The organism is Bradyrhizobium sp. IC4060, from assembly GCF_020193715.1.
GTDB classification, from domain to species: Bacteria; Pseudomonadota; Alphaproteobacteria; order Rhizobiales; family Xanthobacteraceae; genus Bradyrhizobium; species Bradyrhizobium yuanmingense.
In genome coordinates this window covers 656,854-682,521 of sequence record NZ_JADYVJ010000001.1, presented here as the reverse complement: position 1 = coordinate 682,521, position 25,668 = coordinate 656,854, and the positions used below count along the sequence as shown (strand labels likewise).

Sequence of the window (25,668 nt, the reverse complement as noted above, 5' to 3'; positions counted from 1 at the left end):
ATGATCTGCCTTCCCGCTGGCGGGTCGTTTCCTCACGATTCCGATACTAGTCGTGGCTGCTTGGTAACGCTATCATTTTGTTCGCCGCGCCCGCGCCTGATACGGCTGGCCTGCTGTCCGAACGTCGCGCCGACGAGCTTTGCCGCTCGATCACCTTGAAGCCGAGATCGAGCACCGGCTGCTCCGGGCGGCGGCCCTCGATCGCGTCGATCAGCATGGCGGCGGCCGTCTTGCCCATCTCATAGCGGTTGGTGCGGACGCTGGTGAGGGTGGGGACGGCGGCGGCCATGAATTCGAGATCGTTGAAGCCGACGATCGCGATCTGCCCGGGGACTGCGATCTCCCGGCGCCGGCATTCGAACAGCACGCCGAGCGCGAGGTCGTCGTTGGCGCAAAACACCGCATCGATGTCCGGCTCGCGCGCCAGCAGATCGGTGAACAGGGCGCCGCCGAGCGTCACCGAGGTCGGCGTCGCCGTCGTGACCACCAGGCGCTGGTCGAACGATCCGGCGTCCTTCATGGCCGAGACATATCCGTCCAGCCGCCGCTGCACCCTGGGATCCATCCTCGCGCCGACGAAGCCGACCTTGCGGTGACCTTGCTCGAACAGATGCGCGATCGCCGCGCGGGCCGCATCATAGTGCGAAAAGCCGATCATCATGTCGACCGGGTCCGGGCCTATCTCCATGATCTGCACGATCGGACAGTCCGCGGCCTGAAGCATCGCGCGGGACTCCGCGGTCTGGTCGATGCCGGTGACGATCAGCCCGGCCGGCTTCTGTGCCAGAAACAGACGCAGCAACTTCTCTTCCTGGAGAATGCTGTAGCGCGTGTTGGACAACTGGATCGAGTAGCGGCTGCCTTCTGAGGCGTCATAGATGCCGCGCAGCACGTCCGAGAACACGTTGTTGGTGAGCGATGGGATCAGGACACCGATGACCTCGGTGCGTTGCGAGGCGAGGGCGCGCGCGGCAAGGTTGGGCACATAGCCGAGCTCCTTGGCGGCGCTCTCGACCCGCGTCCGCTTGGCGACCGACAGGGCCTCCGGATTGCGGAAAAAGCGCGACGCGGTAATCGGGCTGACGCCGGCGAGCTCGGCCACTTCGGCCAGCCGGATTTTGCCTGACTTAGTGCGTTTTCGACCCATTTGCTGCTCTTAACACAGTCAGTCCCGCAAACAAAGGAACGTTGACAGCGCTACCAGCAACGACTAACCAAAGACAAATTGCCAAAACCGCACAAACTACCGACAATGTTGCCCGCTAATATCGGGCCTGGTTCGGTAAAGTCCGAAAAACAAGACGGTCGCGGCGCGAGAGGCGCCGTGGACTTTCGAGGAGGGAGCTAGATGTCGTCTGTGCAAATCCGCGACGTGCGGAAATCGTTCGGCAATTTTGAAGTCCTGCACGGCGTGACGATTCCGATCGAGGACGGCCAGTTCGTCGTCCTGGTCGGCCCCTCCGGCTGCGGCAAGTCGACGCTTCTGCGCATGCTCGCCGGCCTCGAGAACATCACTTCCGGGACGATCTCGATCGGCGACCGCGTCGTCAACAATGTCCAGCCCAAGGAGCGGGACATTGCGATGGTCTTCCAGAACTACGCGCTCTATCCGCACATGACGGTCGCCGACAACATGGGCTTCTCGCTCAAGCTGCGGAATGCCAGCTCGGACGAGATCAACAAGCGCGTCAAGCGCGCCGCCGAGATCCTCGCGCTGTCGCCGCTGCTCGACCGCTATCCGCGACAGCTCTCCGGCGGTCAGCGCCAGCGCGTCGCCATGGGCCGCGCCATCGTGCGCGATCCGCAGGTGTTCCTGTTCGACGAGCCGTTGTCGAACCTGGACGCCAAGCTGCGCGTGGCCATGCGCACCGAGATCAAGGAGCTGCACCAGCGGCTGAAGACGACGACCGTCTACGTCACCCACGACCAGATCGAGGCCATGACCATGGCCGACAAGATCGTTGTCATGCATGACGGCATCGTCGAGCAGATGGGCACCCCGCTCGAGCTCTACGACAAGCCCGACAACCAGTTCGTCGCCGGCTTCATCGGCTCGCCTGCCATGAACTTCCTCAAAGGCCATGTGCGCGTCAACGGCGTTGCGAGCTTCGAAGGACCGAATGGCGTCAAGCTCCCGCTCAAGACCGCGCCCGCCAATTCCGACGGCCGTCCTGCGGTCTATGGCGTGCGGCCGGAGCACTTCACCATCGCCGATGACGGCGCCGAGGCCGAGATCATCGTCGTCGAGCCGACCGGCTCGGAGACGCAGGTGTTTGCCAAGCTCGGCGGCGAGCAGGTCGTCGCGGTCTTCCGCGAGCGTCACCAGTTCAATCCGGGCGACAAGGTGCGGCTGAAGCCCGAGCCATCGCTGGTCCATCTGTTCGACGATGCGACGGGCAAACGCATGAACGCCTAACGCATCAGACGACAAGGCATAAGACGACAAAAAGCATCACAGGGAGGACAACATGCAAGACTTTACCCGCCGGTCTCTGCTTCAAGGCGGCACCGCTTTGGCTGCGACCGGCATGCTGACGGGGCCGGCACTGTTCGACTTCGCCAAGGCCTGGGCGCAGAGCGCGCCCTGGAAGGCCGAGCCCGGCGCCAAGCTGACGGTGATGCGCTGGAAGCGCTTCGTGCCGGCGGAGGACGATGCGTTCAACGCGATGGTGGCGGCGTTCAAGGCCGCGACCGGCACCGAGATGAACACCTTCAGCGAGTCCTTCGAGGACGTGCAGCCGAAGGCCTCGGTTGCGGCCAACACCGGCTCCGGCCTCGATCTCGCCTGGGGTCTGCACACCCTGCCGCAGCTGTTCCCGACCAAAGTGCTGAAGATGAACGATGTCGCCGATTATCTCGGCAACAAGTACGGCGGCTGGACCGATGCGGCTGCCAAGACCTGCAAGCTGGGCAACGACTGGCTCGGCATTCCCGTCGCCACCAACGGCGGTTACATGACCTACCGCAAGTCGGCGCTCGACAAGGCTGGCTTCAAGGAATTCCCGAAGGACTTTCCCGGCTTCCTCGAGATGTGCAAGGCGCTCAAGGCCAACAACACGCCGGCCGGCTTTGCGCTCGGTCACGCCTCGGGCGACGGCAATTCCTGGCTGCACTGGGTGCTGTGGGGCCACGGTGCCTACACGGTCGACCAGAACGACAAGATCGTCATCAATTCGCCGGAGACGGCGAAGGCGCTGGAATATTGCAAGGCGCTGTACGACAGCTTCATTCCGGGCACGGCGTCCTGGAACGATTCCTCCAACAACAAGGCGTACCTCGCCGGCGAGCTCTATTGCACAGCGAACGGCATCTCGATCTACGTCGCCGCCAAGACCGATCCCAGCAAGAAGGAGCTCACCGAGGACACCTATCACGCGCTCTGGCCGGTCGGTCCTGTCGGCAAGCCGACCGAGCTGCAGCTGGCGCTGCCGATCCTCGCCTTCAACTTCACCAAATATCCGAATGCGGCAAAGGCCTTCGTCGCCTTCATGCTGGAGAAGGAGAACTACGAGAAGTGGCTGGCCGGCGCGCAGGGCTATCTGACGCAGACCCTGAACGCCTATGAATCGGCGCCGATCTGGACGGCCGATCCCAAGAACGCCGTGTTCTCGCAGGCCTCCAAGCGCACGCTGCCGGCGTCGGGCATCGGCACCGTCGGCGAGAAGGCGGCAACCGCGATCGCCGACTTCATCGTCGTCGACATGTTCGCCAATTACTGCACCGGCGCCAAGGATGCGAAGGGCGCGATGGCGGAAGCCGAGCGCCAGCTGAAGCGCATCTATCGCTGAACAGTCACGGGGCGGGCGCCTCTTGGGTCGCCCGCTCGTCAACATTTCGATCAGGGATATCGGGCATGGCTGATGTCGCAATTCCCCGGGCCAAGCCTCAGATGACCGAGGCTGGCGCCTGGGCCCAGCTTAAACACAATCGCAATTGGCTCGGCTTCTGGTTCATGGTGCCGGCCATGGTGTTCCTGATCTTCTTCCTGGCCTATCCGCTGGGGCTGGGCATCTGGCTGTCCTTCACGGACACGCGCATCGGCAGGGTCGGACAGTTCATCGCCTTCGAGAACTACGAATGGCTGTGGGACGATTCCATCTTCTGGCTGTCGGTGTTCAACACGCTGCTCTACACCTTCGTCGCCAGCGCCTTCAAATTCGGCATCGGCCTTTACCTCGCGCTGCTGCTCAACGAGCACATGCCGTTCAAGGCGATGCTGCGCGCGATGGTGCTCATCCCCTTCATCGTTCCGACGGTGCTCTCCGCGCTCGCCTTCTGGTGGATCTTCGACTCGCAATTCTCGATCATCTCCTGGTCGCTGAAGCAGCTCGGCCTGATCAACCAGAACATCAACTTCCTCGGCGACACGACCTGGGCACGCATTTGCGTGATCTTCGCCAATATCTGGCGCGGCGTGCCGTTCGTCGCGATCACGCTGCTCGCAGGCCTCCAGACCGTCTCGCCGTCGCTCTATGAAGCCGCGACGCTCGACGGCGCCACGCGCTGGCAGAATTTCCGCTACATCACCTATCCGCTCTTGACGCCGATCATCGCCGTCGTGATGACCTTCTCGGTGCTGTTCACCTTCACGGACTTCCAGCTGATCTGGGCGATGACGCGTGGCGGCCCGGTCAACGCCACTCATCTGATGGCGACCCTGTCCTATCAGCGTGCGATCATCGCCGGGCAGCTCGGCGAGGGCGCCGCGATCTCCAGTGCGATGATCCCGTTCCTGCTCGCCGCCATCATGGTGTCCTGGTTCGGCCTGCAGCGTCGCAAGTGGCAGCAGGGAGAAAACAATGACTGATCTCCCCACCTCGCGGATCGATCTCAAGGCCGTCCTGCATAGCTCGGCTCCGACAGTCGCGAAGGATGATCACAGCGAGGGCATGAGCTATCTGCAGTCGGTGCCGCGCAGGCTGGTGACGCTGTACCTGCCGCTCGCGATCATCGTCGTCGTCCTGCTGTTCCCATTCTACTGGATGGCGCTGACCTCGGTGAAACCCGACGAGCAGCTGCTCGACCTCGACAAGTACAATCCGTTCTGGACCTGGAATCCGACCTTCAAGCACTTCCACAAGCTGCTGTTCGAGAGCTACTATCCGTACTGGCTCTGGAACACGATGTATGTGGCGATCTGCGCCACGGTGCTCTCGATCATCGCCTCGGTGTTCGCCGCCTACGCCATCGTGCGCTTGCGTTACAAGGGCGCCAATCTCGTCGGCGGGCTGATCTTCCTCGCCTATCTGGTGCCGCCGTCGATCCTGTTCATTCCGCTCGCCACGGTCGTGTATCAGTACGGCCTGTTCGATTCGCCGCTGGCGCTGATCCTGACCTATCCGACCATCCTGATCCCGTTCTCGACCTGGCTGTTGATGGGCTATTTCAAGACCATCCCCTTCGAGCTCGAGGAATGCGCGCTGATCGACGGGGCGAGCCGCTGGCAGATCCTGGTCAAGATCGTCGTGCCGCTAGCCATTCCCGGCCTGATCTCGGCCTTCATCTTCTGCTTCACGCTGTGCTGGAACGAGTTCATCTACGCCCTGACGTTCCTGCAATCGACCAGCAACAAGACGGTGCCGGTTGCGATCGTCAACGAGTTCGTGGACGGCGACATCTACCGCTGGGGCTCACTGATGGCGGGCGCGCTGGCCGGCTCGCTGCCGCTCGTGATCCTTTACGCCTTCTTCGTGGAGCATTATGTGTCGGCCATGACCGGCGCCGTGAAGGAGTGATCGCGGGGCTTGCCGAGGGCGCGCCAATGCGTTTCAAGAGCGGCGCGCTCCGGCCAATAAGAAGGAGTTGAGCTCTTGCACATTCTGGTTCTCGGCGCCGCCGGCATGGTCGGCCGCAAACTTTGTGAACGGCTGCTGCGCGACGGCCGGCTCGGCAAGAGCGACATCACGAAATTGACCATGCACGACGTGGTCGAGCCCAAGAAGCCGGAGAAGGCCGGCTTCCCGGTCGAGACCGTGTCGGGCGATTTCGCCGTCCCGGGCGCGGCTGAGAAGCTGATCGCGGGCCGCCCTGACGTGATCTTCCATCTCGCCGCGATCGTGTCCGGCGAGGCCGAGCTCGATTTCGACAAGGGCTATCGCATCAATCTTGACGGCACGCGGATGCTGCTCGATGCCATCCGCCTTGCGGGCGGCGGCTACAAGCCGCGCGTGGTGTTCACGTCCTCGATCGCAGTGTTCGGCGCGCCGTTTCCCGATGCGATCGGCGACGAGTTCTTCCATACCCCGCTGCTCAGCTACGGCACGCAGAAGGCGATGGGCGAACTCCTGCTCGCCGACTATTCCCGTCGCGGCTTCCTCGACGGCATCGGAATCCGCCTGCCGACCATCTGCATCCGGCCCGGCCTGCCCAACAAGGCGGCATCGGGCTTCTTCTCCAACATTCTGCGCGAACCGCTCGCCGGCAAGGAAGCGATCCTTCCGGTCTCCGAGGACGTCCGCCACTGGCACGCGACGCCTCGCTCGGCCGTCGGCTTCCTGCTTCACGCCGGCACCATGGATCTCGCCACTGTCGGCCCGCGCCGCAACCTGACCATGCCGGGCCTGTCGGCCACGGTCGGCGAGCAGATCGCCGCCTTGAAGCGGGTTGCGGGCGAGAAGGTCGCCGCGCGCATCAAGCGCGAGCCCGATCCCTTCATCGTCGGCATCGTCGGCGGCTGGCCGCGCAATTTCGATGCCAGGCGGTCGCGCGAACTCGGCTTCACCACCGCCGAGAAGACGTTCGACGATATCATCCGCATTCACATCGAAGACGAGCTCGGCGGCAATTTCGTCGCCTGAGCTCGGACTGAGCGGGCCCTGATGATGGCGAGCGTTGCTTGCATCGGCGAATGCATGGTCGAGCTGCGGCAGGCCCAAGGCGGCGCGTCCGCCGGGCAGGGGCAGGGCGGTGGCCTGTACTCACGCGGCTTCGGCGGCGACACCCTCAACACGGCGGTGTATCTGGCGCGGCTGGACGTCAAGGTCGATTATCTCACCGCGCTCGGCGATGACGCCCTGAGCGACGAGATGGTCGCTGCCTGGAATGCGGAAGGCGTCGGCACGCGGCGTGTCGTGCGGCTCGCGGGCAAGCTGCCCGGCCTCTACATGATCCAGACGGATGCGCAGGGCGAGCGCCAGTTCTTCCATTGGCGCGACAGTGCGGCCGCGCGCCAGCTGATGAGCCTGCCGGAGACGGACGAGCTGCTCAACTCGCTGATGAGCTACGACGTCGTCTATCTCTCTGCGATCACGCTCTCGATCTACGACGCGGCCGGGCGCGAGCGCCTGTTCGGCGCCATCAAGCGCGCGCGCCTGCTCGGCACTCGCTTCGTGTTCGACACCAATTTCCGCGCGCGCGGCTGGCCGGACCGCGATATCGCGCGGGAGGTGTTTGCGACCGCCTTCGCGGTCGCCGACATCGTGCTGACCTCGACCGAGGATCTGCTCGCGCTCCATCCCGGCGAAAGTCACGACCAGCTGATGGCGCGCATCCCAACCCCGGAACTGGTGTTCCGTCTGCCCGAGCCGGTGAGCCTGTTGCGCTACCCCGGCGGCGCCAGCGAGGTCCGCGCCGAGCCCATGACCAAGCCCGTGGTCGATACCACCGCCGCCGGCGACAGCTTCGCCGCGGCCTATATCGCGGCCCGACTTGCCGGCGCCGAGCCGGCCGAGGCGGCCCTATCAGGACATCGGCTCGCCAGCCTCGTGATCTGCTATCCCGGCGCCATCATTCCGGGCTATGCCATGCCGCCGAAGAAGCGGCACCGGCCGGCGGCGTCCCGCCAGGCCAACAATTAGACAGCGACCAAATGAATCGAGACCCATGACCACGGCTGCCCAACAGAACCACCTCGTCGCGCTGTTCAAGGCTGCGACCGTCATTCCCGTCCTCACCATCGAGCGCATCCAGGATGCGGTGCCGCTGGCGCGCGCGCTGGTTGCCGGCGGGGTCCGCACGCTGGAGGTGACCTTGCGCACCCCCGTTGCGATCGAGGCGGCGCGCGCGATGATGACCGAGGTCCCCGAGGCGGTCGTCGGCATCGGGACCATTCTCAACCCGTCCGACTTCAGCCGCGTCGAGAAGCTCGGCGTCGCGTTCGGCATCAGCCCGGGCCTGACCCCCGATCTGCTCAAGGCCGCGACCGACAGCTCCTTGCCGTTCGCGCCGGGGATTGCCACGGCCTCGGAACTGATGATGGCGCTGTCCTACGGTTTCGACGTCGCAAAGTTCTTCCCGGCGGAGCAGGCCGGCGGCATCAAGGGCCTGCGCGCCCTCGGCGGGCCGTTCCCGAACGTGCGGTTCTGCCCGACCGGCGGGGTGGGCGAGGCCAATGCCGCGACCTGGCTGGCTGAACCCAATGTCGTTGCGGTTGGCGGGTCCTGGCTGTGCCCGACGGCGGAAATCCGGGCCGGGAACTGGGCCGGCATAACTGCCATCTGCGAGCGGACCCTCAAGGCGCTGAAAGCCGCGTGAAGTCTTGCGATCCCTGGGCTAAGACTTAGCTCAGGAAGAGGCCTCCAGGGAGAAATGACCATGACCGCCAGCATCGTCGGATGGGCGCATACGCCGTTCGGCAAGTTCGACACCGAAACTGTCGAAAGCCTCGTTACCCGCGTCGCCAATGAGGCGCTGGCGGATGCCGGCATTTCGGCCGGTGATGTCGACGAGATCGTGCTCGGGCATTTCAACGCCGGCTTCTCGCCGCAGGATTTCACGGCGTCGCTGGTACTGCAAGCCGATCCCAAGCTGCGCTTCAAGCCGGCGACCCGTGTCGAGAACGCCTGCGCCACGGGATCTGCCGCCGTGCATCAGGGCCTGCGCGCGATTGCCGCAGGGGCGGCCAAGATTGTGCTGGTCGTCGGCGTCGAGCAGATGACACGCACGCCGAGCGCCGAGATCGGCAAGAACCTGCTCAAGGCTTCCTACCTCCCTGAGGACGGCGACACGGTCGGCGGTTTCGCCGGCGTGTTCGGCAAGATCGCCAGCTCCTACTTCCAGAAATACGGCGACCAGTCCGATGCGCTGGCGCTGATCGCGGCCAAGAACCACAAGAACGGCGTCGCCAATCCCTTCGCCCAGATGCGCAAGGACTTCGGCTTCGACTTCTGCCGCGCCGAGAGCGAGAAGAACCCCTATGTCGCCGGCCCGCTGAAGCGGACGGACTGCTCGCTGGTCTCCGACGGCGCCGCTGCGCTGGTGCTGGCCGATGCCGAGACGGCCAAGGGCATGACCAAGTCGATCGGCTTCCGCGCCACTGCGCACGCCCAGGACTTCCTGCCGATGAGTAAGCGCGACATCCTGCAGTTCGAGGGCTGCACGGTCGCCTGGCAGCGGGCGCTGGAGAAGGCCGGTGTCACGCTGTCCGATCTCTCCTTCGTCGAGACCCATGACTGCTTCACCGTCGCCGAGCTGATCGAGTACGAAGCGATGGGTCTGACGCCGAAGGGGCAGGGCGCCCGCGCCATCAAAGAAGGCTGGACGCTCAAGGACGGCAAGCTGCCGGTCAATCCGTCCGGCGGCCTCAAGGCCAAGGGCCATCCGATCGGCGCCACCGGCGTCTCCATGCATGTGATGACCGCGATGCAGCTCGCGGGCCAGGCGCCCGAGGGCATGCAGCTCAAGAACGCCAAGCTCGGCGGCATCTTCAACATGGGTGGCGCGGCCGTCGCCAACTACGTCTCCGTCCTGGAGCCGCTGAAGTAGTTTGATCCTGTAGGGTGGGCAAAGGCGCCATACGCCATGCCCGCCTTATTTCTTTGCGTTAGATCATGGTGGGCTCGCGCGGCCCCCTTAATGCTCTGATTGATTTTGCGGGAAATGCATCATGAGCACTAACTATGAAGATTCACTGTCGATGGACGCACTCAACGATCGTATCGCGATCCTCGAGGACAATATCCGCCAGCTCATCGAGCAGGCCGCTGCCGCCTCCGGCGAGCAGAACGAGTCGCGCATCGCCGACCGGATCAATCAGCAGAATGACGAACTCGACCGGCTCCTGAAGATCCGGGAATCCCGTCAGAAGAAATAGCGGCCGACCTCGCCCCGCGGCGCATGCCGCCATACGCCGCCCGCCCTTGCGCGAGCGGCGGCACTGCCGTTAGCTGGACCGAAATCGCGTGGGCAGTTGGGCTCGGCGCAATCGGGAGCGAACGATGGGGCCGCTGAAAGGCATCAAGGTCGTCGACATGACCACCGTGCTGATGGGCCCTTATGCGACCCAAATGCTCGGCGATTACGGTGCCGACGTCGTCAAGGTGGAATCGCTGGACGGCGACGTCACCCGCCTGATCGGCCCGATGCGTCACGCCGGCATGGGGCCGGTGTTTCTCAACACCAACCGCAGCAAGCGCTCGATCTGTCTCGATCTGAAGAAGGCTGCGGGGCGCGAAGCCGTGCTGCGGCTTTTGAAGGACGCCGACGTCCTGGTCTACAACGTCCGCCCGCAGGCGATGGCGCGGCTTCAGCTCGGCTACGACGTCGTCTCCGCCATCAACCCGCGCCTGGTCTATGCCGGCGTGTTCGGCTTCGGCCAGGACGGGCCCTATGCCGCAAAACCCGCTTACGACGACCTGATCCAGGGCGCCACGGCGCTGCCGGCGCTGATGGCGCAGACCGGCGACGGCGTGCCGCGCTACGTGCCGAACGCGCTCGTCGACCGGATCGTCGGCCTCACCGCGGTCGGCGCGATCTGCGCCAGCCTCGTGCACCGCGACCGCACCGGCCGCGGCCAGCGTCTGGACATTCCGATGTTCGAGACCATGGCCGGCTTCGTCATGGGCGACCACATGGGCGGGCTCACGTTCGAGCCGCCGCTCGACAAGGGCGGCTATGCCCGCCATCTCTCGCGCGACCGCAGGCCCTACAAGACCTCGGACGGCTATCTCAGCGTCATCGTCTACAACGACAAGCAGTGGGAGAACTTCTTCAAGGCCACGGGGCGCGACGACCTGCGCGCCGATCCCAAATTTGCAACCTTCGCCGGCCGGGCCGCCAATATCAATGTGGTGTATGCCGAGCTCGCCCGCATCTTCGAGACGCGGACCACGGCGGAATGGATCGACCTGCTGACGAAAGCCGACGTGCCTGTCATGCCGATGCACGATCTCGCCTCGATCCTGCACGATGAGCATCTGGAGGCGACCGGCTTTTTCCCAGTGGTGACCCATCCGACCGAAGGTCCGATCCGCAGCATGAAAGTGACGGCGACCTGGTCCGAGACCGAAGCCGAGCCGGTACGCCTGGCGCCGCGGCTCAACGAGCACGGCGCCGAGATCTTGCGCGAGATCGGCTATTCCGCTGACGAGATCGCAGCCATGGTGCGCGACGGCGTCACGCGTGACGCACTGGAGTAGGGGGAGTGGAGATGACCACGCTTCTCTCATCCGTCATTCCGGGGCGCGCCCACTTGGGCGCGAGCCCGGAATCCATTCATCCTCCGCACATGCCGTTCGATGGATTCCAGGCTCGCGACTTCGTCGCGCCCCGGAATGACGGTGGAGAAATGGCACCATGAGCTTCATCACCGGCGTCGGCCTCACGTCGTTCGGCAAGCACGAGGGCTCCTCCTCGCTCGACCTGATGAGCGAGGCCGCGCAAGCCGCGCTCGACGATGCCGGCCTCAAGCGCACCGACATCGACGGCATCCTCTGCGGCTATTCCACGGTCTCCCCGCACATCATGCTCGCCACCGTCTTCGCCGAGCATTTTGGTATCCGCCCGTCTTACGCCCATGCCGTCCAGGTCGGCGGCGCCACGGGTCTTGCGATGACGATGCTTGCACATCATCTCGTCGCGTCAGGTGTCTGCCGGAACGTTCTGGTGGTCGCTGGCGAGAACCGGCTCACCGGGCAGAGCCGCGATGCCTCGATCCAGGCGCTGGCGCAGGTCGGCCATCCCGACTACGAGGTGCCGTTAGGACCGACCATTCCCGCTTATTACGGCCTCGTTGCCAACCGATACATGCACGAATACGGCGTGACCGAAGAGGATCTCGCCGAATTCGCGGTGCTGATGCGTGCCCACGCCTGCACCCATCCCGGCGCGCAATTCCACGATCCCATCAATGTCGCCGACGTCATGGCCTCCAAGCCAGTGGCGCTGCCGCTCAAGCTGCTCGATTGCTGCCCGGTCTCCGACGGCGGCGCGGCGTTCGTCGTCAGCCGCGAGCGAACCGGGGAAGCGGGCGTGCGTATCCGCGGCTGCGCCCAGGCCCACACGCATCAGCATGTCACGGCAGCGCCCGCCCTCAGCGAGCTTGGCGCCGAGATCTCCATCGCGCGTGCAAAGGCGGCCACGGGTCTCGCGATCTCCGACGTGCGCTACGCCGCGATCTACGACAGCTTTACGATCACGCTCGCGATGCTGCTGGAAGACCTCGGTCTCGCCGGCCGCGGCGAGGCGGCCGCGCGCGTGCGCGCCGGCCATTTCAGCCGTGACGGCGCGATGCCGCTGAACACCCATGGCGGCCTGCTCAGCTACGGCCATTGCGGCGTCGCCGGCGCCATGGCGCATCTCGTCGAGGCGCATTTGCAGATGACGGGGCGGGCAGCTAGCCGCCAGGTCCGCGACGCCTCGATTGTACTGCTGCATGGCGATGGCGGCGTGCTGTCGTCTCACGTCAGCATGTTCCTGGAGCGGGTGCGATGAGTGAGCGTCTGGCGGACTGGACCAAGGGTGAAGAGGCCATCACCTACCAGGCCTGCACCGCATGCGGGCATGTACAGTATTTTCATCGGGCCTTCTGCGCAGCTTGTGGCGAATTGGACCCGCGCGAGCAGCGCGCCAGTGGCAAGGGCAGGGTGTATGCGACCTCGTTGGTCTGCCGCGCGGCAACGCCCGAGACGCGCGCCCACGTGCCCTACAACATCCTGCTGGTCGATTGCGCCGAGGGTTTTCGCATGATGGCCCACGGCGAGAATGACCTCGCCATCGGCGATTCGGTCATCGCGAGCTTCAAGCCGTTCGCCGGCAAGCTGGTGCCGTTCTTTGCCAAAACCAAATAGGGAAACGCGAATGTAGCCCGGATGGAGCGCAGCGAAATCCGGGATTCGCACCTCGCGGACAGACTTCCCGGATTGCGCTGCGCTTCATCCGGGCTACACGCCAACCGAGGGATCCGTCATTCGGGGGCGGTCATGCGACCGAGCCTGGAACGGGAATTCTGGGCTTGGCTTGTGCGAGAGCCACCCCGGAATGACGAAAACGCTGAGCGCCTGATCCGGAAAAGTGTGAAGCGGTTTTCCGAAAAGATCATGCGCAATCGAAATACTCTAACGCCCGTAGAACAAGATGCTGGCGATGACGAGCATCGCCGTCACCGCCAGCATATGCGCGAGCGCTCCCGAGGCTGCCCCCTTGGTGGCTTCCTTCATGCCGTTTTCTCCCTAGACTTGGGCGTGACTCATCGTTGCGCGGTGAGCGCTTACGACGGCCAATTGTTTTTACTCGGAACACCCCTTGCGAGTATCCGCCGCGATTTGTCCCCCGCGGCGAATATCGACTGTGTCAGGGTCGATCAGCAATGCGGCGGCAATTTGACTCGATGATGTTGCTCGTGCGTCCCCACGCGAATAGAGTCTTCGGGAACCTTCGCCAATGGCGACAAAAAGCATCAAAAGATCAGGGAAACTTTAGGAAAATCATGGCCCGCATTCAGTACAGCGACCCGTCCAAGGCATCCGACCGCACCCGCGAAATCCTCGACAAGAACCGCCATGCCAACATCTTCCGGATGATGGCGCATTCGCCGAGTTACTTTGAGCAATATTGCCGCCTCGGGGGCGCAATCAGGCACAAGGGCGAGCTCGACCCCATCGTGCGCGAGCTTGCGATCACCCGTACCGGCATCCTGTGCGAGGCACCCTATGAGATCGTCGCGCACAAGCGCATCGGCAAGAATGTCGGCGTCACCGACGAGCAGAACGAGGCGCTCGAGAACTGGCAGGCCGCATCCTGCTTCAACGAGGTGCAGCGCGCCGCGCTCGCCTTCACCGACGAGATCGTGAAGCTGACGAAGCCGACGGATGCGACCTTCAAGGCGATCGCATCGAAGCTGACACCGGCCGCGCTGGTCGAGCTCCAGCTCTCGGTCGGCTTCTACATCATGACGTCGAAGTTCCTGGAAACATTCGAGATCGATCTTCAGCCCGTCACCGAAGTGGTCGGCTGATCCAAAGCTCGGCTTGCGAGGGATGCTCATGACAATCGATGAATATGCGGCCTGGGCCGCAACCATTGCCAAAGTCGACGAGCATCCGTCGAACGAGCGGTTGTCTTATCTCGGGCTGGGCCTTGCCGCTGAGGCGGGCGAGGTCGCCGAGCACATCAAGAAGCTCCTGCGCGACGACTGGCTCGACAAGGCCGGTCTAGTCGAAGAGCTTGGCGATGTCGTCTACTACTGGGCCTGCCTGTGCGCCGCCACCGGCCAGCAGCCGTCCGCGCTGCTCAACGCCAGTGCCGCCAAGATCAGGCGACGCATCAGCGAAGCGGCGAGCCGGTAGAGCAAGTGAAAGCTGGGAGCTCCGGCGTCATGGCCGGGCTTGTCCCGGCCATCCACGACTTGCCGCGCAGCACGAAGAACGTGGATGCCCGGGACAAGCCCGGGCATGACGATCTGTTGCGCATGAACCGCTCACGTCGAGGTCAGAATATCCACCTTGGCGTTGGCGACGATCAGGCGGTCGGCCAGAAGCTGGGCCAGGTTACGCATGATGCATTCGCTGGCGCGGGGGTGCTGCTTGCGGAAGCGCTCGAAATCCTTCAGCGGCACCTCGCATGCCGTCGCTGCCATGTCGGCGAACACGTCGGCGGAGCGGGTTTGTTCCAGCAGCGCCATCTCGCCGAACGCCATGCCGGCGGTGAGCGTAGCCAGCCTGACGCCATCGGGCAAGGTGACGTGCACAGCGCCGCTGCGCAGGAAGTACAGGGCATCGGCGGGGTCGCCGGCCGTGAGGATTTTGGCGCCGGATTGATAGGTCCTGATGGTGCAGAGCGAGGCGAGATCCGTCAGCTCTTCCTCGCTCAGCCCGGTCAGCAGCGGCTGTTCGGCTAGCTCGGTGGTCTCGTGAAAATCGATCGAGCCGCCGTAGCGATAGACGATCTGGTCTTCGGCCCATTCGATCGCAGTGTCGAGCAGATAGAAATCGCGCACGTTCTTCAGCTCAGCGGTCCATTCGCGTAACGTATTCCATTCCTTGGAGGCGCGCCGGACGCCCGACAAGACCACCGTGACATTCAGCGCGGCCAATTCCTCGAACGCTTCGGCCACAAGTCGTGCGCCGGCCCGCGTAGTCGAGGTCACGCGGTGGAGATCGAAGATCACGAATTGCAGCCGCGGTCGTCCCGCGAGCCGGCGCGAGACGTAATCCACCGCCGACAGCGACAGCGTGCCGACCAGTTCGATGATGCGCACCTCCTGCTCGTGGGCCGCCAGGATCTCGCGCTCCTGCGGGCGGCGCACGCGGCGCGACGGGCTCTTGCCGATGTCGTAGTCGGCGATGACGGCGTTGCGTGCGTCGTCGCTGCGGTTGAGCATGTGCAGGTCGTAATGCGAGGACAGCGCCTCGCAGACCTTGATGCCGCGCACGCTGTTGCCGTGCTTGTCGAGCTTTGGCGAATAGCTGCCGAGGCCGAGGCGGGCAGGGAGCGCGGCCAGGATGCCGCCGCCGACGCCGCTCTTGGCGGGGATGCCGATGCGGTAGATCCACTCGCCGGCATAGTCGTACATGCCCGACGACGTCATCACCGAAAGTGTGCGCGAGATCGCGTAGGCGCTCAGCACCTGCTCGCCGGTGACCGGATTGATGCCGCGATTGGCGAGCGTTGCCGCCATCACCGCGATATCGCGCGCGGTCACCAGCACGGCGCATTGCCGGAAATAGACGTCGAGCACGCCGGCGACGTTGTCCGAGATCACCGCGTTGGTCTTGAGCAGATAGCCGATGGCGCGGTTGCGGTCGCCGGTCTGGCTCTCGGAAGAATAGACGGCGTCGTCGACGGAAAGGTCGCGGCCTGCAAAACGGCTGAGCGCAAGGCGGATCTGCTCGAAAGCCTCCGCGCCCTTGCTGTCGTAGATCAACCCGGTGCAGGCGATCGCGCCGGCATTGACCATCGGGTTGAACGGATGGTTCTCGGAATTGAGCCGGATCGAGTTGAAGGGATCGCCGGAGGGTTCGACGCCGATCGCGCCTTCGACCTTGCCGGCGCCGAGCAGGTCCAGCGCCAGCGCGAACACGAAGGGTTTCGACATCGACTGGATGGTGAAGGGCACCCTGGAGTCGCCGACTTCATAGACATGGCCGTCAAGCGTCGCCAGGCTGATGCCGAAATAGGCAGGGTCCGCCTTGCCGAGCTCGGGAATGTAATCGGCGACATGGCCCGACGTTTCGGCGGAGAATTCGCTGAGGCAATTGTCCAGAAACCGCAGCAAGGGCGGCTTAGAGCGAGTCCAGGCGGTGGCGAGAGGCGAGAGCGGTTTCATCGCCTCCCTTGTGCAACGCAATCAGAGCACGCGCAACCCGTCCGGCATCACAGGCGGGCGCCGGACCAGGAGAAGCGCGATCAGGATCGTCGGCAGCAGGATGCCAAGGCCGAGCAGCGTCACTTGCATCTGCGACAGCGGCATGATGCCGCCGCCAGGGGTCGCCACCACGAAGCCGCCGATCACCAGCAGCACACGGATGGGCCATTCCAGGCTGCCTGTGCCGCGCAAGTCCCCGACGAAAGGCTGGTAGCCCTGGATGCCGCCGCAGATGAACAGCGTACCGAAGGCGGCGAGGCCCATCAGGCCGAGCCCGGCGAGGTATGGGCTCGAACCCTGCAGCACCAGCGCCGGATTGAGCACGAAGAAGAACGGCAGGAAATAGATGATGCTGCCGACCCACATCGATTCCCAGCCGGTCTTCATGGCCGGCGATCCGGCGATGCCGGCAGCTGCGAAGGAAGCGATCGCGACCGGCGGGGTGATCGACGACAGCATGCCCCAATAGAAGATGAACATGTGCACCGCCATGCGGTTGAGCCCGAGCTTCTCCAGCGCAGGCGCGACCAGGATGGCGAGGAAGATGTAGCAGGCCGTCGTCGTCAGCCCAAGGCCGAGAATGAGGCTGGTGAGGGCGCACATGCCGAGCAGCAGGAAGGCATTGTCGCCGGCGATGTGCAGGAGGTCGTTGGCAAGGCTCGACACCACGCCCGTCATCGAGAACGCGCCGATCAGCAGGCCGCAGCCGGCGAGGATGCCGACCAGCTCGACGAAGGTGCGGCCGTTGACCTCCAGGAACTTGCCGATCGTCGCAAATGTCCAGCGCGTGTCCTTCGAGAAGAACTGGTTGAGCACGAGAAGCAGCGCGGTGGCGTAGAACGGCGCGTGGCTCTCGCGCTTGAAGTAGAGCAGCATCACGATCAGAAGCGCGATGACGAAGACGTAGTACCAGCCGTCCTTGATCGTATCCATGATCCGCGGCAGCTCGGCGCGGGGAATACCTTTCAGCTTGTGGCGCGCCGCGTAAGCGTCGACCTGCATGAAGAGGCCGACGTAGTAGAGCACGGCCGGAATGATTGCGGCGAGGGCGACATCGGCGTAGCTGACGTTGAGGAACTGGGCGATCACGAAAGCGGTCGCACCCATTACTGGCGGCGCCAGCACGGCGCCGGTCGAGGCGCAGGCCTCGATCGCGGCGGCATAGGAGGCGCGAAAGCCGCTCTTCTTCATCACCGGGATGGTCATGGTGCCGGCGGTGAGCACGTTAGAGATGATCGAACCCGACATCATGCCGAGCAGGCCGCTGGCAAAGATACAGACCTTTGCCGCGCCGCCGCGAAAGGTGCCGCACAGCGCGAAGGCCAGGTTGATGAAGAACTTTCCGGCGCCCGTCATCATCAGCGCGGTGCCGAACACCAAAAAGCCGATCACGGTGTCGGCGAAGGCCTGGATGGGGATGCCCAGCAGGCTCTCGCCCGAGAGCACGTGATAGGCGGTCGCCTGCTCGAGCGTCGATTGCGTGCCACGGAACGGTCCGAGCCAGCGGGCTTCGGCGAACAGGGGATAGACAGTGAAGGGCAGAACGCTGAGGAGCAGGCTCCAGCCGCCGGTGCGGCGCAACGCTTCCATCAGCATCACCCACATCACGAGGCCTGCGGCGATCACCGTGTTGGGCGCGCCGCCGAATTCCCAGCCGGCCTCCGCCGCCTTGCGCACGTTAACCATCAGTATGATCGCCGCCGCGAAGGTCACGACGAACAGGACGAGGTCATACCAGGGCATGCGGTCGAGCGGCGCGCGTTCGGTGCCCGGAAAGATCAGGAAGGTGAACGGCAGCATCAACGCGATCAGGAGATAGAAATATTCCGTGTTGAGCTGGGTGTATCCGACGAAGAAGCGCAGCGAGAATTGCTGGTTGATGCAGAGCAGGATCGTCGCCGCGGTCGCAACGATCAGCGTCCAGCGCCACGCGCCGCGCAACGTGCGAACGCGCGTGACTTCCGCTTCCTGCATGTTGCCGGCGGCGCCATGGGGATCATCGAACACGACGCGCTTGGGCTCGTCTTGCGGGACGGTGGAAGTGGAAGAGGACATCATCGATCCCGCGCGTGGGCTGGTGAACGCAATCAGGCAAACGGCAGTTGTTTGAACCGCTCTGGCCGCGCGCTCAACCTCTCCCGCGTGCGGGAGAGGTCGGCGCGAAGCGCCGGGTGAGGGCTTTCTCCTCTGGGGGAATCCCACCGCGGAGGCACCCTCTCCCCAACCCTCTCCCGCAAGCGGGAGAGGGGGCGCACTTCTCGCGAGGCAACGATCACGCCTAACAACATCTCACTCTATTCCTCGAACCCGTTCGGCATGCCCGCTTTTGCTAGCGCGGCGGCACGCGCCTTCGTCCAGCCGTCGAGGAACGCCTTGTCGTCCGACGGCGGATTGGACTTGCCGTAATCGGCCCAGGCGGCCGCCAGCACCTCCTGCCGCTTGATCAGCTGGTTGTTGTGTGCCTCCTGAGCGTCGCTCCATTGGCCGGCCTCTTTCAACGCCTTCACCGCGCCGGGATGCACCGGCACCACCCAGTTCTTGGTCTGGCGGTTGGCCGCGAGTCCGCCGGCGCCGGGCGCGGAGTCCTTATAAGCGTCGTAGTTGACGATCATCGCCTTGGTGATCGCATAGACCTGGTCGGCCGGTTGCGAGGCGTAGGCGACGAAGATCGGGTAGGGATAATTGCCGAGCTCGATCGGCTTCTCCGGCGAGATGCCGGCACCGCAAGTCGCAAGCTGCGGGAAGAAGAACGAGCCGACCTTCTGCATCCGCGCCCAACCTTCCTTGTCCTTGGCGGGCAGCGGCGGCCAGATCAACCCGCGCGGCGAAGCCTCGGCCTCCTTGGCGGGACCGGTGATGGTGGTGCCGAAGGCGGCATCGACGTCGTTGTTGATCAGCCCTTTCCACATCGCGCCGTAGCTGGCGAATTCGACAGCCTTGACGTCCTTCTGCGTCAGCCCGGCGAAGGCGAGCACCGCGAGCGAGTTCTGGTTCAGCGCGGGTGAGCCGACCACGAAGCCGACGCGCTTGCCCTTGAGGTCCTTCAGCTCCTTCACGCCGGTGTCGGCGGCCACCGCAAGCGAGGCGCAATTGCAGTCGACGGTCGAGAGCAGGGTCTGCAGCGGCTGCGGACCCCATTCCTTCGAGCCGAACTCGAACACGCCTTCCTGCGCGAAGTAGGTGCCCGACCCCATCGCCGCGGAAACCGCGCGCTTGGCGCGCAGAGGCGCGAGGCGCGCGACGTCGTTGCCTGCGGGGAGCACGCGCACGTCGGTGCCGTACTTGTCCTTCATCATCTTGCCGACGCCGACCGCGATGTTGAATCCGGCGGTGCCGGTGTCATAGGCGGTGAAGGTCAATGTCGCCGGCAGCTTGATGTCTTCGGCGAACGAATAGCGTGTAGACGCAAAAGAAATGCCCGCCACCAGAGCAGGCGCGAGCACGAGCAGCCCACGAAGCATGTTTCCCTCCAATGATCTTCGCTTTGCCGCGAAGATTTTCATTCTTTGTTTGAAACAACGTTTTGTTTGAAACCGATCATGTCACCGCGATCAAGCGATGGCAACGCCATACAGCGCGCGTGGGAATGCGACTGACACATTGTCGCGGAAAAGACCGGATAAGACGCTCAGCTCGCGACGATCGCTATCGCCTGTCCCTCCGCAACGAAGTCATCGACCTTTACCAGAAGCGATGTGATGGTGCCGTTTGCGGGCGAGGGCACTGGGATCTCCATCTTCATCGCTTCGACCACCACAACGTCATCGCCATCCGCGACGGTTCCTCCAACTTGCACGGGAGTTGCGCAGATGCGTCCCGCGACCTCCGTGACGATCTTAATTTCTGGCATGCCATCGCCTTTTTGTTGTCGTCGCAAAATGCCTGAGGTAGCGTCGTCTGCAAGTGGAATTTAATTCCGCACAGCGGAACACAACGGTAGGGATCATGGGACGACGTTCGGAGCGGTTGAGCAGGCAAGGTGCGCTCGCTGGCGAAGCCGGTGAGGGTGATGTGATCCAGGTGGTGTCGCGCGCGTTCGACGTATTGCGATGCTTCGAGGGCCACGAGGCGCGACTCGGCAATCTCGAGATTTCAAATCGCTGCGGTCTGCCGCGCTCGACGGTATCGCGGCTCACGCATACGCTGACCCGCATGGGCCAGCTCGTGTATCTCCCGCGCGACCAGAAGTATCGCATCGGCCCCAGCGCGGTGGCGATGAGTGCTTCGATGATGAAGGGCGCGCAGCTGCGCAGCATGATTCGCCAGCGGCTGCAGGAAGTCGCCGAGCAGCTGCCGGGCACGGTCGGGTTCGTCGTCCCCGACCGCTTCCATCTCGTCTATCTCCAGTTCGCGCGTTCGGCGACGGCGCTCGGCTTGCACGAGGGCACCGGCAGCCGCATCTCGATGGCCTCGACCGCCGCGGGCGCGGCCTACACCGCGGCGCTCGCGCCGGAAGTCGGTGATGCCTTCGTCGCGGACATGGAGCGGGAAGCCCCCGAAGCTGCGAAGATTCTCAAGCCCCGCATCGAGGCCAACCGGCAGATGTTGCGCGAGCGCGGCTATGTCGTCGCCTGCGGCCTCTGGAGCCCGCACATCAACGGTCTCGCGGTGCCGATCTGGTCGCCGCAGTACCAGACCTTCGTGGTCATCACGATCGGTCTTCTGTCGGCGATGTATGACGAGCAGCGTCTGCACGACGAAGTCGCACCGCTGATGCTCCAGCTTGGCCGCTCGCTCGGCAGCCTGATGGAAGGCGCGGAAGGCGACGCCTTCAACAACCGTATCTCGCGTAAGCCGGTCGCCATGGCCGTGCACAACAATAACAAGCCGATCCATTCGGAGGGAGTGAATGAACTGGAAGCCGGAACTCGACGAGCTCGCCCGGCGCGAAGCCTTCGCGCGGGAGATGGGCGGCGTTGACAAGGTCAAGCGACAGCATGACCAGGGCCGGCTGACTGTTCGGGAGCGTATCGACAAGCTGATCGACAAAGGCAGCTTTCACGAGATCGGTGCCGTCTCCGGCATCGGCGAGTACGATTCCAGCGGCGATCTGAAGAAGCTCACGCCGGCCAATTGCGTGTTCGGCCGCGCGCGCGTCGACGGCCGCACATTGGTCGTGGTCGGCGACGATTTCACCGTGCGCGGCGGTTCGGCGGATGCGTCGATCTCGGCCAAGCCGCTGATGGCGGAGGAGATGGCGCACGATTTCCGGCTGCCCATCGTCCGCATCATCGAAGGCTCCGGCGGCGGCGGCTCGGTCAAGACCATCGAGACCAAGGGCGCGGCCAATCTGCCCGGCGGCATCGGCGGCACGCGCTGGTATCGCTTCACGACGGAGAATCTGTCGCGCGTGCCGGTGGTCGCGCTCGGCCTCGGCTCGGTGGCGGGCCTGGGCGCCGCGCGTCTTGCCGCCAGCCACTATTCCATCATGACGCGGAAGTCCGCGATGTTCGTCGCGGGTCCGCCGGTGGTGAAGGCGCTGGGGCGGGACCTTACCAAGGAGGAGCTCGGCGGCGCCGACATCCAGACCCGCGCCGGCGCGGTGGATCATGCGGTCGACACCGAGGAGGAGGCGTTCGCCTGCGCGCGGCGCTTCCTCTCCTACCTGCCGTCATCGGTCTACGAGCTGCCGCCGACCTTGCCCTGCACGGACAGTCCTGAACGCAGCGACGAAGCGCTGATGAACGCGGTGCCGCGCAACCGCAAGCAGGTCTACAAGATGCGGCCCATCATCGAGTCCGTCGTCGACAAGGGCTCGTTCTTCGAGGTCGCAAAAAACTTCGGCAAGCCGATCATCGTCGGCCTCGCGCGGCTCGAGGGCAGGGCGGTTCTGCTGCTCGCCAGCGATAGCTTCCACTATGGCGGATCCTGGACCGCGGATGCCTGCCAGAAAGTGGTGCGCTGGGTCGACTTCGCCGAGACCTTCCACCTGCCGGTCGTCTATCTCATGGATTGCCCCGGCTTCATGATCGGCCTCGATGCGGAGAAGGCGGCCACCATTCGCCACGGCGTGCGTGCCATGGCGGCGGTGAACCAGACTACCGTGCCCTGGTGCACCGTGATCCTGCGCAACGCGTTCGGCGTCGCCGGTGTCGTGCACCAGCCGGCCGACCGCTTCTCGATCCGCTATGCCTGGCCCTCGGCCTATTGGGGCTCGCTGCCGCTCGAAGGCGGCATCGAAGCCGCCTACCGCGCCGACATCGACGCGGCGGAAGACAAGGCGGCGAAGCTGAAGGAGATCGAGGAGCGGCTCAACAAGCTCCGCTCGCCGTTCCGCTCGGCCGAAAAATTCTGGGTCGAGGAGATCATCGATCCCAGGAAGACGCGATCGCTCCTGTGCGAGTTTGCCCGGCTCGCGGAGCCGCTGCGAAAGCCGGGGCCGCCGGAGAATATGACGATCAGGCCGTAGCATCCTTGTGCCAAGTCATGACGCTCGTGCCCCGACGCAGCGCGCCGCTGCCCTGGCGATGCGAAGCATCGTCCAGTTCAGCGGTGCGCTGCAGAGCCGGGGCCCATGCCACAGCGAATCTGGAGCTTCCTGGGTCCCGGCTCAGCGCCGCAACGCTTGAAGCGTTGCAGTGCGTCCGGGACACGAGGTGCGGCATCGACACAATCCAAGACACTTCCACGGCAAAACAATAACGCGCTAAGCTCCGCCAACAAGAACAAGAGGAAGCGCCAATCGTGTACGACTTCATCATCGTGGGCGGCGGCTCGGCGGGGTCCGTGCTGGCCCACCGGCTCTCCGCCAGGAGCGCCAACAAGGTCCTGCTCTGCGAAGCCGGTCAGGACACGCCACCCGGCAACGAGCCAGCCGAAATCAGGGACAGCTATCCCGGCACCGCCTATTTCGATCCGCGCTTTCACTGGACCGAGCTCAAGGTGACGACCCAGGTCGTCAGCCACAACAATCCCGAGGAGTCGCGGCCTCCTTTGCGCAAATACGAGCAGGCGCGCGTGCTGGGCGGGGGCTCGTCGATCAACGGGCAGATGGCCAACCGCGGCGCGCCGACCGACTACGATGAATGGGAGGCGCGCGGCGCCGAGGGGTGGTCGTGGGCTGACGTGCTGCCGTTCTTCAAGAAGGTGGAGCGCGACCTCGATTTCGACGGACCGTATCACGGCACGGACGGAAGGATCCCTGTCCGCCGCATCCCGCGCGAGCACTGGACGCGGCATTCGGAGGCGTTCGCGCAGGCCTTCCAGCAGGCCGGCCATCAATTCGTGGCCGACCAGAACGGCGAATTCGTCGACGGCTTTTTCCCGGTGACGCATTCCAATCAGGCCGAGCAGCGCGTCTCGGCCGCGATGGGGTATCTCGATCGCGACACCCGCGCGCGTGCGAACCTTGCGATTTCGACCAACACGCAGGTGCGAGAGCTGCTGTTCGAAGGCACGCGCTGCGTCGGCGTGAAGGCGATGGTCGACGGACGCGAGCAGGAATTCCGCGGGCGCGAGATCATCCTCTCCAGCGGCGCCATCCATTCGCCGGCGCATCTGCTCCGCGCCGGCATCGGTCCCGTCGGTCACCTCAAGGATCTGGGCATTCCCGTGCTGGCGGCCTTGCCGGGCGTCGGCCAGCGCCTGATGGACCATCCCTCGATCTCGCTGTCGTCGTTTGTTCGCCGCGGCGCGCGCATGAACGAGCACACCAGGCGTCACATGCAGCTCGGCCTGCGGTACTCCTCCGGGCTGCCTGATGTGCCCAAGGGCGACATGTTCGTCGTCGTCATCAGCAAATCGGCCTGGCACGCCGTCGGCGCGCAGATCGGGTCGCTCCTGACCTTCGTCAACAAGACCTATTCCGAGACCGGACAGGTCAGGCTCGCCTCGCGCGATCCCTCGGCAGAGCCGATCGTCGAGTTCAACCTGCTGTCCGACCGCCGCGATCTCGATCGCCTGATGAGCGGTTTCCGCAAGATGGCGGCGATCCAGATGAGCGAGGTGGTCAGGAAGGTGACGGACAAGCCGTTTCCGGCCGCCTATACCGATCGCGTCCGCAAGATCGGCGTGGTCAACACCAGGAACAAGATTCTCACCACGATCGCCGCGACCCTGATGGACGGGCCGGCGGCGCTGCGTCACTACATGATCGACAATTTCGTCGTCGAAGGCTTCACCTTCGATCAGGTGATGAACGACGACGAGGCGCTGGAAGCCTTCGTGCGCAAGGCGACGATCGGCGTCTGGCACGCCTCGTGCTCGTGCCGCATGGGCCGCACTGAGGATCCGATGGCGGTGGTCGACAATCAGGGCCGCGTCAAGGGCGTGCAGGGGCTGCGCGTCGTCGATGCCTCGATCTTCCCGGTGGTGCCATGCGCCAACACCAACTTTCCGGTGTTGATGTCGGCGGAGAAGATCGCGGCCGCAATGATGCAATGAGCGGCAGCGAGTTTTGGCGATCCGGGCAGTGCGGTGAGGAGGAGCGCTGATGGATACTTGCCTCGCGCGGTCCGACTTGGTTGCATGCCGCCAGCTTGACGCGCTGATCGAGCATTCGAGCGCTGCGAGTTAATCATCTCAGGCGCTACGTGTAGGCTATGAGATCTTGCAGTCGTGGCGCACGATCGCAGCCCGTTTCAGCCGCGCTTTAGGCCCATTTCAGCCAAACTGTTATTGGTCTCTTTGCCCGGGGCAGGGTCTCTCATTTGGAGTCCTGCAATGTTCAAGCGAGTATTTTCTGCGTGCGTCCTCGTTATCCTGGGTTCTGTCGCTTCGGAAGCGCGCCCTTATCGCATTCATCAAGCTCCTGAATGCAACGTCACCATGCCCTGCGACTTCTCCTACTCGCAGGCGCGACGCGAGCGGGCTGCCAGGCCCTCACTGGCTTCCAGATCTTCGCTGATTTCCAGGTCCACACTGCAAGCGTACCGCTCGACACAACTGACGGTGACTGATGCTGGGAGCACGACCACGCCGGCGGCCGTCTCCGGTGCCCACGGTACTCGCATTGTCGGTGGCCGTCCGGCCGGTTGCCCTTCGTCGTTCTGCGGCTGCGGCGCGGCTCTGCGCGTGTTCGGCCGTATCGTGCCGGAATTAAATCTTGCGTCCAATTGGCTCCGCTTTCCGCGGACATCACCCGCGCCGGGAATGGTTGCTGCGCGACGAGGACACGTTTTCGTCCTTGAGCAGCACCTCGGAGGCGACGT

General features: G+C 64.3%; 22 protein-coding genes. 17 read left to right on the top strand and 5 right to left on the bottom strand.

Translation table 11 applies throughout. From position 1 onward, the window contains the following. Positions 1-46 precede the first annotated feature (46 nt). Complete coding sequence (locus tag I6F16_RS03360; RefSeq protein ID WP_036001181.1) at positions 47-1,147, bottom strand: LacI family DNA-binding transcriptional regulator; 1,101 nt, start codon at positions 1,145-1,147, stop codon at positions 47-49. Between the two features lie 201 nt (positions 1,148-1,348). On the opposite strand from I6F16_RS03360, the gene ugpC reads away from it, so the two are divergent. The 14 genes from ugpC to I6F16_RS03290 all read left to right on the top strand — a co-directional run bounded on the left by ugpC (position 1,349) and on the right by I6F16_RS03290 (position 14,501). After that, positions 1,349-2,416 (top strand): sn-glycerol-3-phosphate ABC transporter ATP-binding protein UgpC, encoded by a 1,068-nt coding sequence (gene ugpC / locus I6F16_RS03355; protein WP_036001178.1) that lies wholly within the window; start codon positions 1,349-1,351, stop codon positions 2,414-2,416. 52 nt (positions 2,417-2,468) lie between these two features. Further along, positions 2,469-3,788: an ABC transporter substrate-binding protein gene (locus tag I6F16_RS03350; RefSeq protein WP_225112195.1), complete on the top strand. Its 1,320-nt coding sequence runs from the start codon at positions 2,469-2,471 to the stop codon at positions 3,786-3,788. A 65-nt stretch (positions 3,789-3,853) separates the two neighbouring features. After that, on the top strand, positions 3,854-4,807 hold the full coding sequence (locus tag I6F16_RS03345) for a sugar ABC transporter permease (RefSeq protein ID WP_085972022.1): 954 nt from the start codon (positions 3,854-3,856) through the stop codon (positions 4,805-4,807). Then, positions 4,800-5,735 carry a carbohydrate ABC transporter permease gene (locus I6F16_RS03340; protein WP_036034295.1) on the top strand — a complete coding sequence of 312 codons (936 nt, stop codon included), beginning with the start codon at positions 4,800-4,802 and terminating at the stop codon, positions 5,733-5,735. The genes I6F16_RS03345 and I6F16_RS03340 overlap by 8 nt, the downstream gene beginning before the upstream one ends. A 75-nt stretch (positions 5,736-5,810) precedes the next feature. Further along, the gene (gene denD, locus I6F16_RS03335) at positions 5,811-6,797 is read left to right on the top strand and encodes a D-erythronate dehydrogenase (RefSeq protein ID WP_225112196.1); all 987 of its coding nucleotides are present in this window, start codon (positions 5,811-5,813) and stop codon (positions 6,795-6,797) included. A 24-nt stretch (positions 6,798-6,821) separates the two neighbouring features. After that, positions 6,822-7,796, top strand: coding sequence for a sugar kinase (locus I6F16_RS03330; protein WP_225112278.1), 975 nt, complete (start codon positions 6,822-6,824; stop codon positions 7,794-7,796). Between the two features lie 25 nt (positions 7,797-7,821). Beyond that, positions 7,822-8,472, top strand: coding sequence for a bifunctional 4-hydroxy-2-oxoglutarate aldolase/2-dehydro-3-deoxy-phosphogluconate aldolase (eda, locus tag I6F16_RS03325; protein WP_036022476.1), 651 nt, complete (start codon positions 7,822-7,824; stop codon positions 8,470-8,472). A 60-nt stretch (positions 8,473-8,532) separates the two neighbouring features. Beyond that, positions 8,533-9,702, top strand: coding sequence for an acetyl-CoA acetyltransferase (locus I6F16_RS03320; RefSeq protein ID WP_027571779.1), 1,170 nt, complete (start codon positions 8,533-8,535; stop codon positions 9,700-9,702). Between the two features lie 121 nt (positions 9,703-9,823). Next, positions 9,824-10,030, top strand: coding sequence for a hypothetical protein (locus tag I6F16_RS03315; protein WP_036001140.1), 207 nt, complete (start codon positions 9,824-9,826; stop codon positions 10,028-10,030). Between the two features lie 124 nt (positions 10,031-10,154). Beyond that, positions 10,155-11,354 (top strand): CoA transferase, encoded by a 1,200-nt coding sequence (locus I6F16_RS03310; RefSeq protein WP_225173443.1) that lies wholly within the window; start codon positions 10,155-10,157, stop codon positions 11,352-11,354. Between the two features lie 157 nt (positions 11,355-11,511). Then, the gene (locus tag I6F16_RS03305; protein ID WP_225112198.1) at positions 11,512-12,648 is read left to right on the top strand and encodes a thiolase family protein; all 1,137 of its coding nucleotides are present in this window, start codon (positions 11,512-11,514) and stop codon (positions 12,646-12,648) included. After that, complete coding sequence (locus I6F16_RS03300) at positions 12,645-13,004, top strand: OB-fold domain-containing protein (RefSeq protein WP_225112199.1); 360 nt, start codon at positions 12,645-12,647, stop codon at positions 13,002-13,004. Before I6F16_RS03305 ends, I6F16_RS03300 begins: the two co-directional genes overlap by 4 nt. 638 nt (positions 13,005-13,642) lie before the next feature. Next, complete coding sequence (locus I6F16_RS03295) at positions 13,643-14,170, top strand: carboxymuconolactone decarboxylase family protein (RefSeq protein ID WP_036001128.1); 528 nt, start codon at positions 13,643-13,645, stop codon at positions 14,168-14,170. 28 nt (positions 14,171-14,198) lie between these two features. Continuing rightward, complete coding sequence (locus I6F16_RS03290) at positions 14,199-14,501, top strand: nucleoside triphosphate pyrophosphohydrolase family protein (protein ID WP_036022497.1); 303 nt, start codon at positions 14,199-14,201, stop codon at positions 14,499-14,501. Between the two features lie 131 nt (positions 14,502-14,632). Here the strand turns inward: I6F16_RS03290 and glsA are convergent, their stop codons facing one another. The 4 genes from glsA to I6F16_RS03270 all read right to left on the bottom strand — a co-directional run bounded on the left by glsA (position 14,633) and on the right by I6F16_RS03270 (position 20,369). After that, positions 14,633-16,480 carry a glutaminase A gene (glsA, locus tag I6F16_RS03285; RefSeq protein ID WP_225112200.1) on the bottom strand — a complete coding sequence of 616 codons (1,848 nt, stop codon included), beginning with the start codon at positions 16,478-16,480 and terminating at the stop codon, positions 14,633-14,635. Positions 16,481-16,501: 21 nt separating this feature from the next. Next, positions 16,502-18,577, bottom strand: coding sequence for a TRAP transporter permease (locus tag I6F16_RS03280; protein WP_225112201.1), 2,076 nt, complete (start codon positions 18,575-18,577; stop codon positions 16,502-16,504). Between the two features lie 236 nt (positions 18,578-18,813). Beyond that, entirely contained in the window at positions 18,814-19,980 is a 1,167-nt protein-coding gene (locus I6F16_RS03275) for a TAXI family TRAP transporter solute-binding subunit (RefSeq protein WP_225112202.1), read from the bottom strand. Between the two features lie 167 nt (positions 19,981-20,147). Next, a complete protein-coding gene (locus I6F16_RS03270) occupies positions 20,148-20,369 on the bottom strand; it encodes a biotin/lipoyl-containing protein (protein WP_109144075.1) in 222 nt (73 codons plus the stop codon). A gap of 95 nt (positions 20,370-20,464) precedes the next feature. On the opposite strand from I6F16_RS03270, the gene I6F16_RS03265 reads away from it, so the two are divergent. The 3 genes from I6F16_RS03265 (at position 20,465) to I6F16_RS03255 (ending at position 24,901) form a co-directional block, all read left to right on the top strand. Continuing rightward, positions 20,465-21,439, top strand: a complete 975-nt coding sequence (locus I6F16_RS03265) for a helix-turn-helix domain-containing protein (RefSeq protein ID WP_036034277.1) — start codon at positions 20,465-20,467, stop codon at positions 21,437-21,439. Continuing rightward, positions 21,369-22,928, top strand: coding sequence for a carboxyl transferase domain-containing protein (locus I6F16_RS03260; protein ID WP_225112203.1), 1,560 nt, complete (start codon positions 21,369-21,371; stop codon positions 22,926-22,928). Before I6F16_RS03265 ends, I6F16_RS03260 begins: the two co-directional genes overlap by 71 nt. A gap of 275 nt (positions 22,929-23,203) precedes the next feature. Next, the gene (locus I6F16_RS03255; protein WP_036022488.1) at positions 23,204-24,901 is read left to right on the top strand and encodes a GMC oxidoreductase; all 1,698 of its coding nucleotides are present in this window, start codon (positions 23,204-23,206) and stop codon (positions 24,899-24,901) included. Positions 24,902-25,668 lie beyond the last annotated feature (767 nt).

What these genes read in the sequence shown, in the direction of transcription:
- I6F16_RS03360 (WP_036001181.1), bottom strand. Translation starts at nt 1,147, where the DNA reads ATGGGTCGAAAACGCACTAAGTCAGGCAAAATCCGGCTGGCCGAAGTG.
- ugpC (WP_036001178.1), top strand. Translation starts at nt 1,349, where the DNA reads ATGTCGTCTGTGCAAATCCGCGACGTGCGGAAATCGTTCGGCAATTTT.
- I6F16_RS03350 (WP_225112195.1), top strand. Translation starts at nt 2,469, where the DNA reads ATGCAAGACTTTACCCGCCGGTCTCTGCTTCAAGGCGGCACCGCTTTG.
- I6F16_RS03345 (WP_085972022.1), top strand. Translation starts at nt 3,854, where the DNA reads ATGGCTGATGTCGCAATTCCCCGGGCCAAGCCTCAGATGACCGAGGCT.
- I6F16_RS03340 (WP_036034295.1), top strand. Translation starts at nt 4,800, where the DNA reads ATGACTGATCTCCCCACCTCGCGGATCGATCTCAAGGCCGTCCTGCAT.
- I6F16_RS03330 (WP_225112278.1), top strand. Translation starts at nt 6,822, where the DNA reads ATGGCGAGCGTTGCTTGCATCGGCGAATGCATGGTCGAGCTGCGGCAG.
- eda (WP_036022476.1), top strand. Translation starts at nt 7,822, where the DNA reads ATGACCACGGCTGCCCAACAGAACCACCTCGTCGCGCTGTTCAAGGCT.
- I6F16_RS03320 (WP_027571779.1), top strand. Translation starts at nt 8,533, where the DNA reads ATGACCGCCAGCATCGTCGGATGGGCGCATACGCCGTTCGGCAAGTTC.
- I6F16_RS03315 (WP_036001140.1), top strand. Translation starts at nt 9,824, where the DNA reads ATGAGCACTAACTATGAAGATTCACTGTCGATGGACGCACTCAACGAT.
- I6F16_RS03310 (WP_225173443.1), top strand. Translation starts at nt 10,155, where the DNA reads ATGGGGCCGCTGAAAGGCATCAAGGTCGTCGACATGACCACCGTGCTG.
- I6F16_RS03305 (WP_225112198.1), top strand. Translation starts at nt 11,512, where the DNA reads ATGAGCTTCATCACCGGCGTCGGCCTCACGTCGTTCGGCAAGCACGAG.
- I6F16_RS03300 (WP_225112199.1), top strand. Translation starts at nt 12,645, where the DNA reads ATGAGTGAGCGTCTGGCGGACTGGACCAAGGGTGAAGAGGCCATCACC.
- I6F16_RS03295 (WP_036001128.1), top strand. Translation starts at nt 13,643, where the DNA reads ATGGCCCGCATTCAGTACAGCGACCCGTCCAAGGCATCCGACCGCACC.
- I6F16_RS03290 (WP_036022497.1), top strand. Translation starts at nt 14,199, where the DNA reads ATGACAATCGATGAATATGCGGCCTGGGCCGCAACCATTGCCAAAGTC.
- glsA (WP_225112200.1), bottom strand. Translation starts at nt 16,480, where the DNA reads ATGAAACCGCTCTCGCCTCTCGCCACCGCCTGGACTCGCTCTAAGCCG.
- I6F16_RS03280 (WP_225112201.1), bottom strand. Translation starts at nt 18,577, where the DNA reads ATGATGTCCTCTTCCACTTCCACCGTCCCGCAAGACGAGCCCAAGCGC.
- I6F16_RS03275 (WP_225112202.1), bottom strand. Translation starts at nt 19,980, where the DNA reads ATGCTTCGTGGGCTGCTCGTGCTCGCGCCTGCTCTGGTGGCGGGCATT.
- I6F16_RS03270 (WP_109144075.1), bottom strand. Translation starts at nt 20,369, where the DNA reads ATGCCAGAAATTAAGATCGTCACGGAGGTCGCGGGACGCATCTGCGCA.
- I6F16_RS03265 (WP_036034277.1), top strand. Translation starts at nt 20,465, where the DNA reads ATGGGACGACGTTCGGAGCGGTTGAGCAGGCAAGGTGCGCTCGCTGGC.
- I6F16_RS03260 (WP_225112203.1), top strand. Translation starts at nt 21,369, where the DNA reads ATGAACTGGAAGCCGGAACTCGACGAGCTCGCCCGGCGCGAAGCCTTC.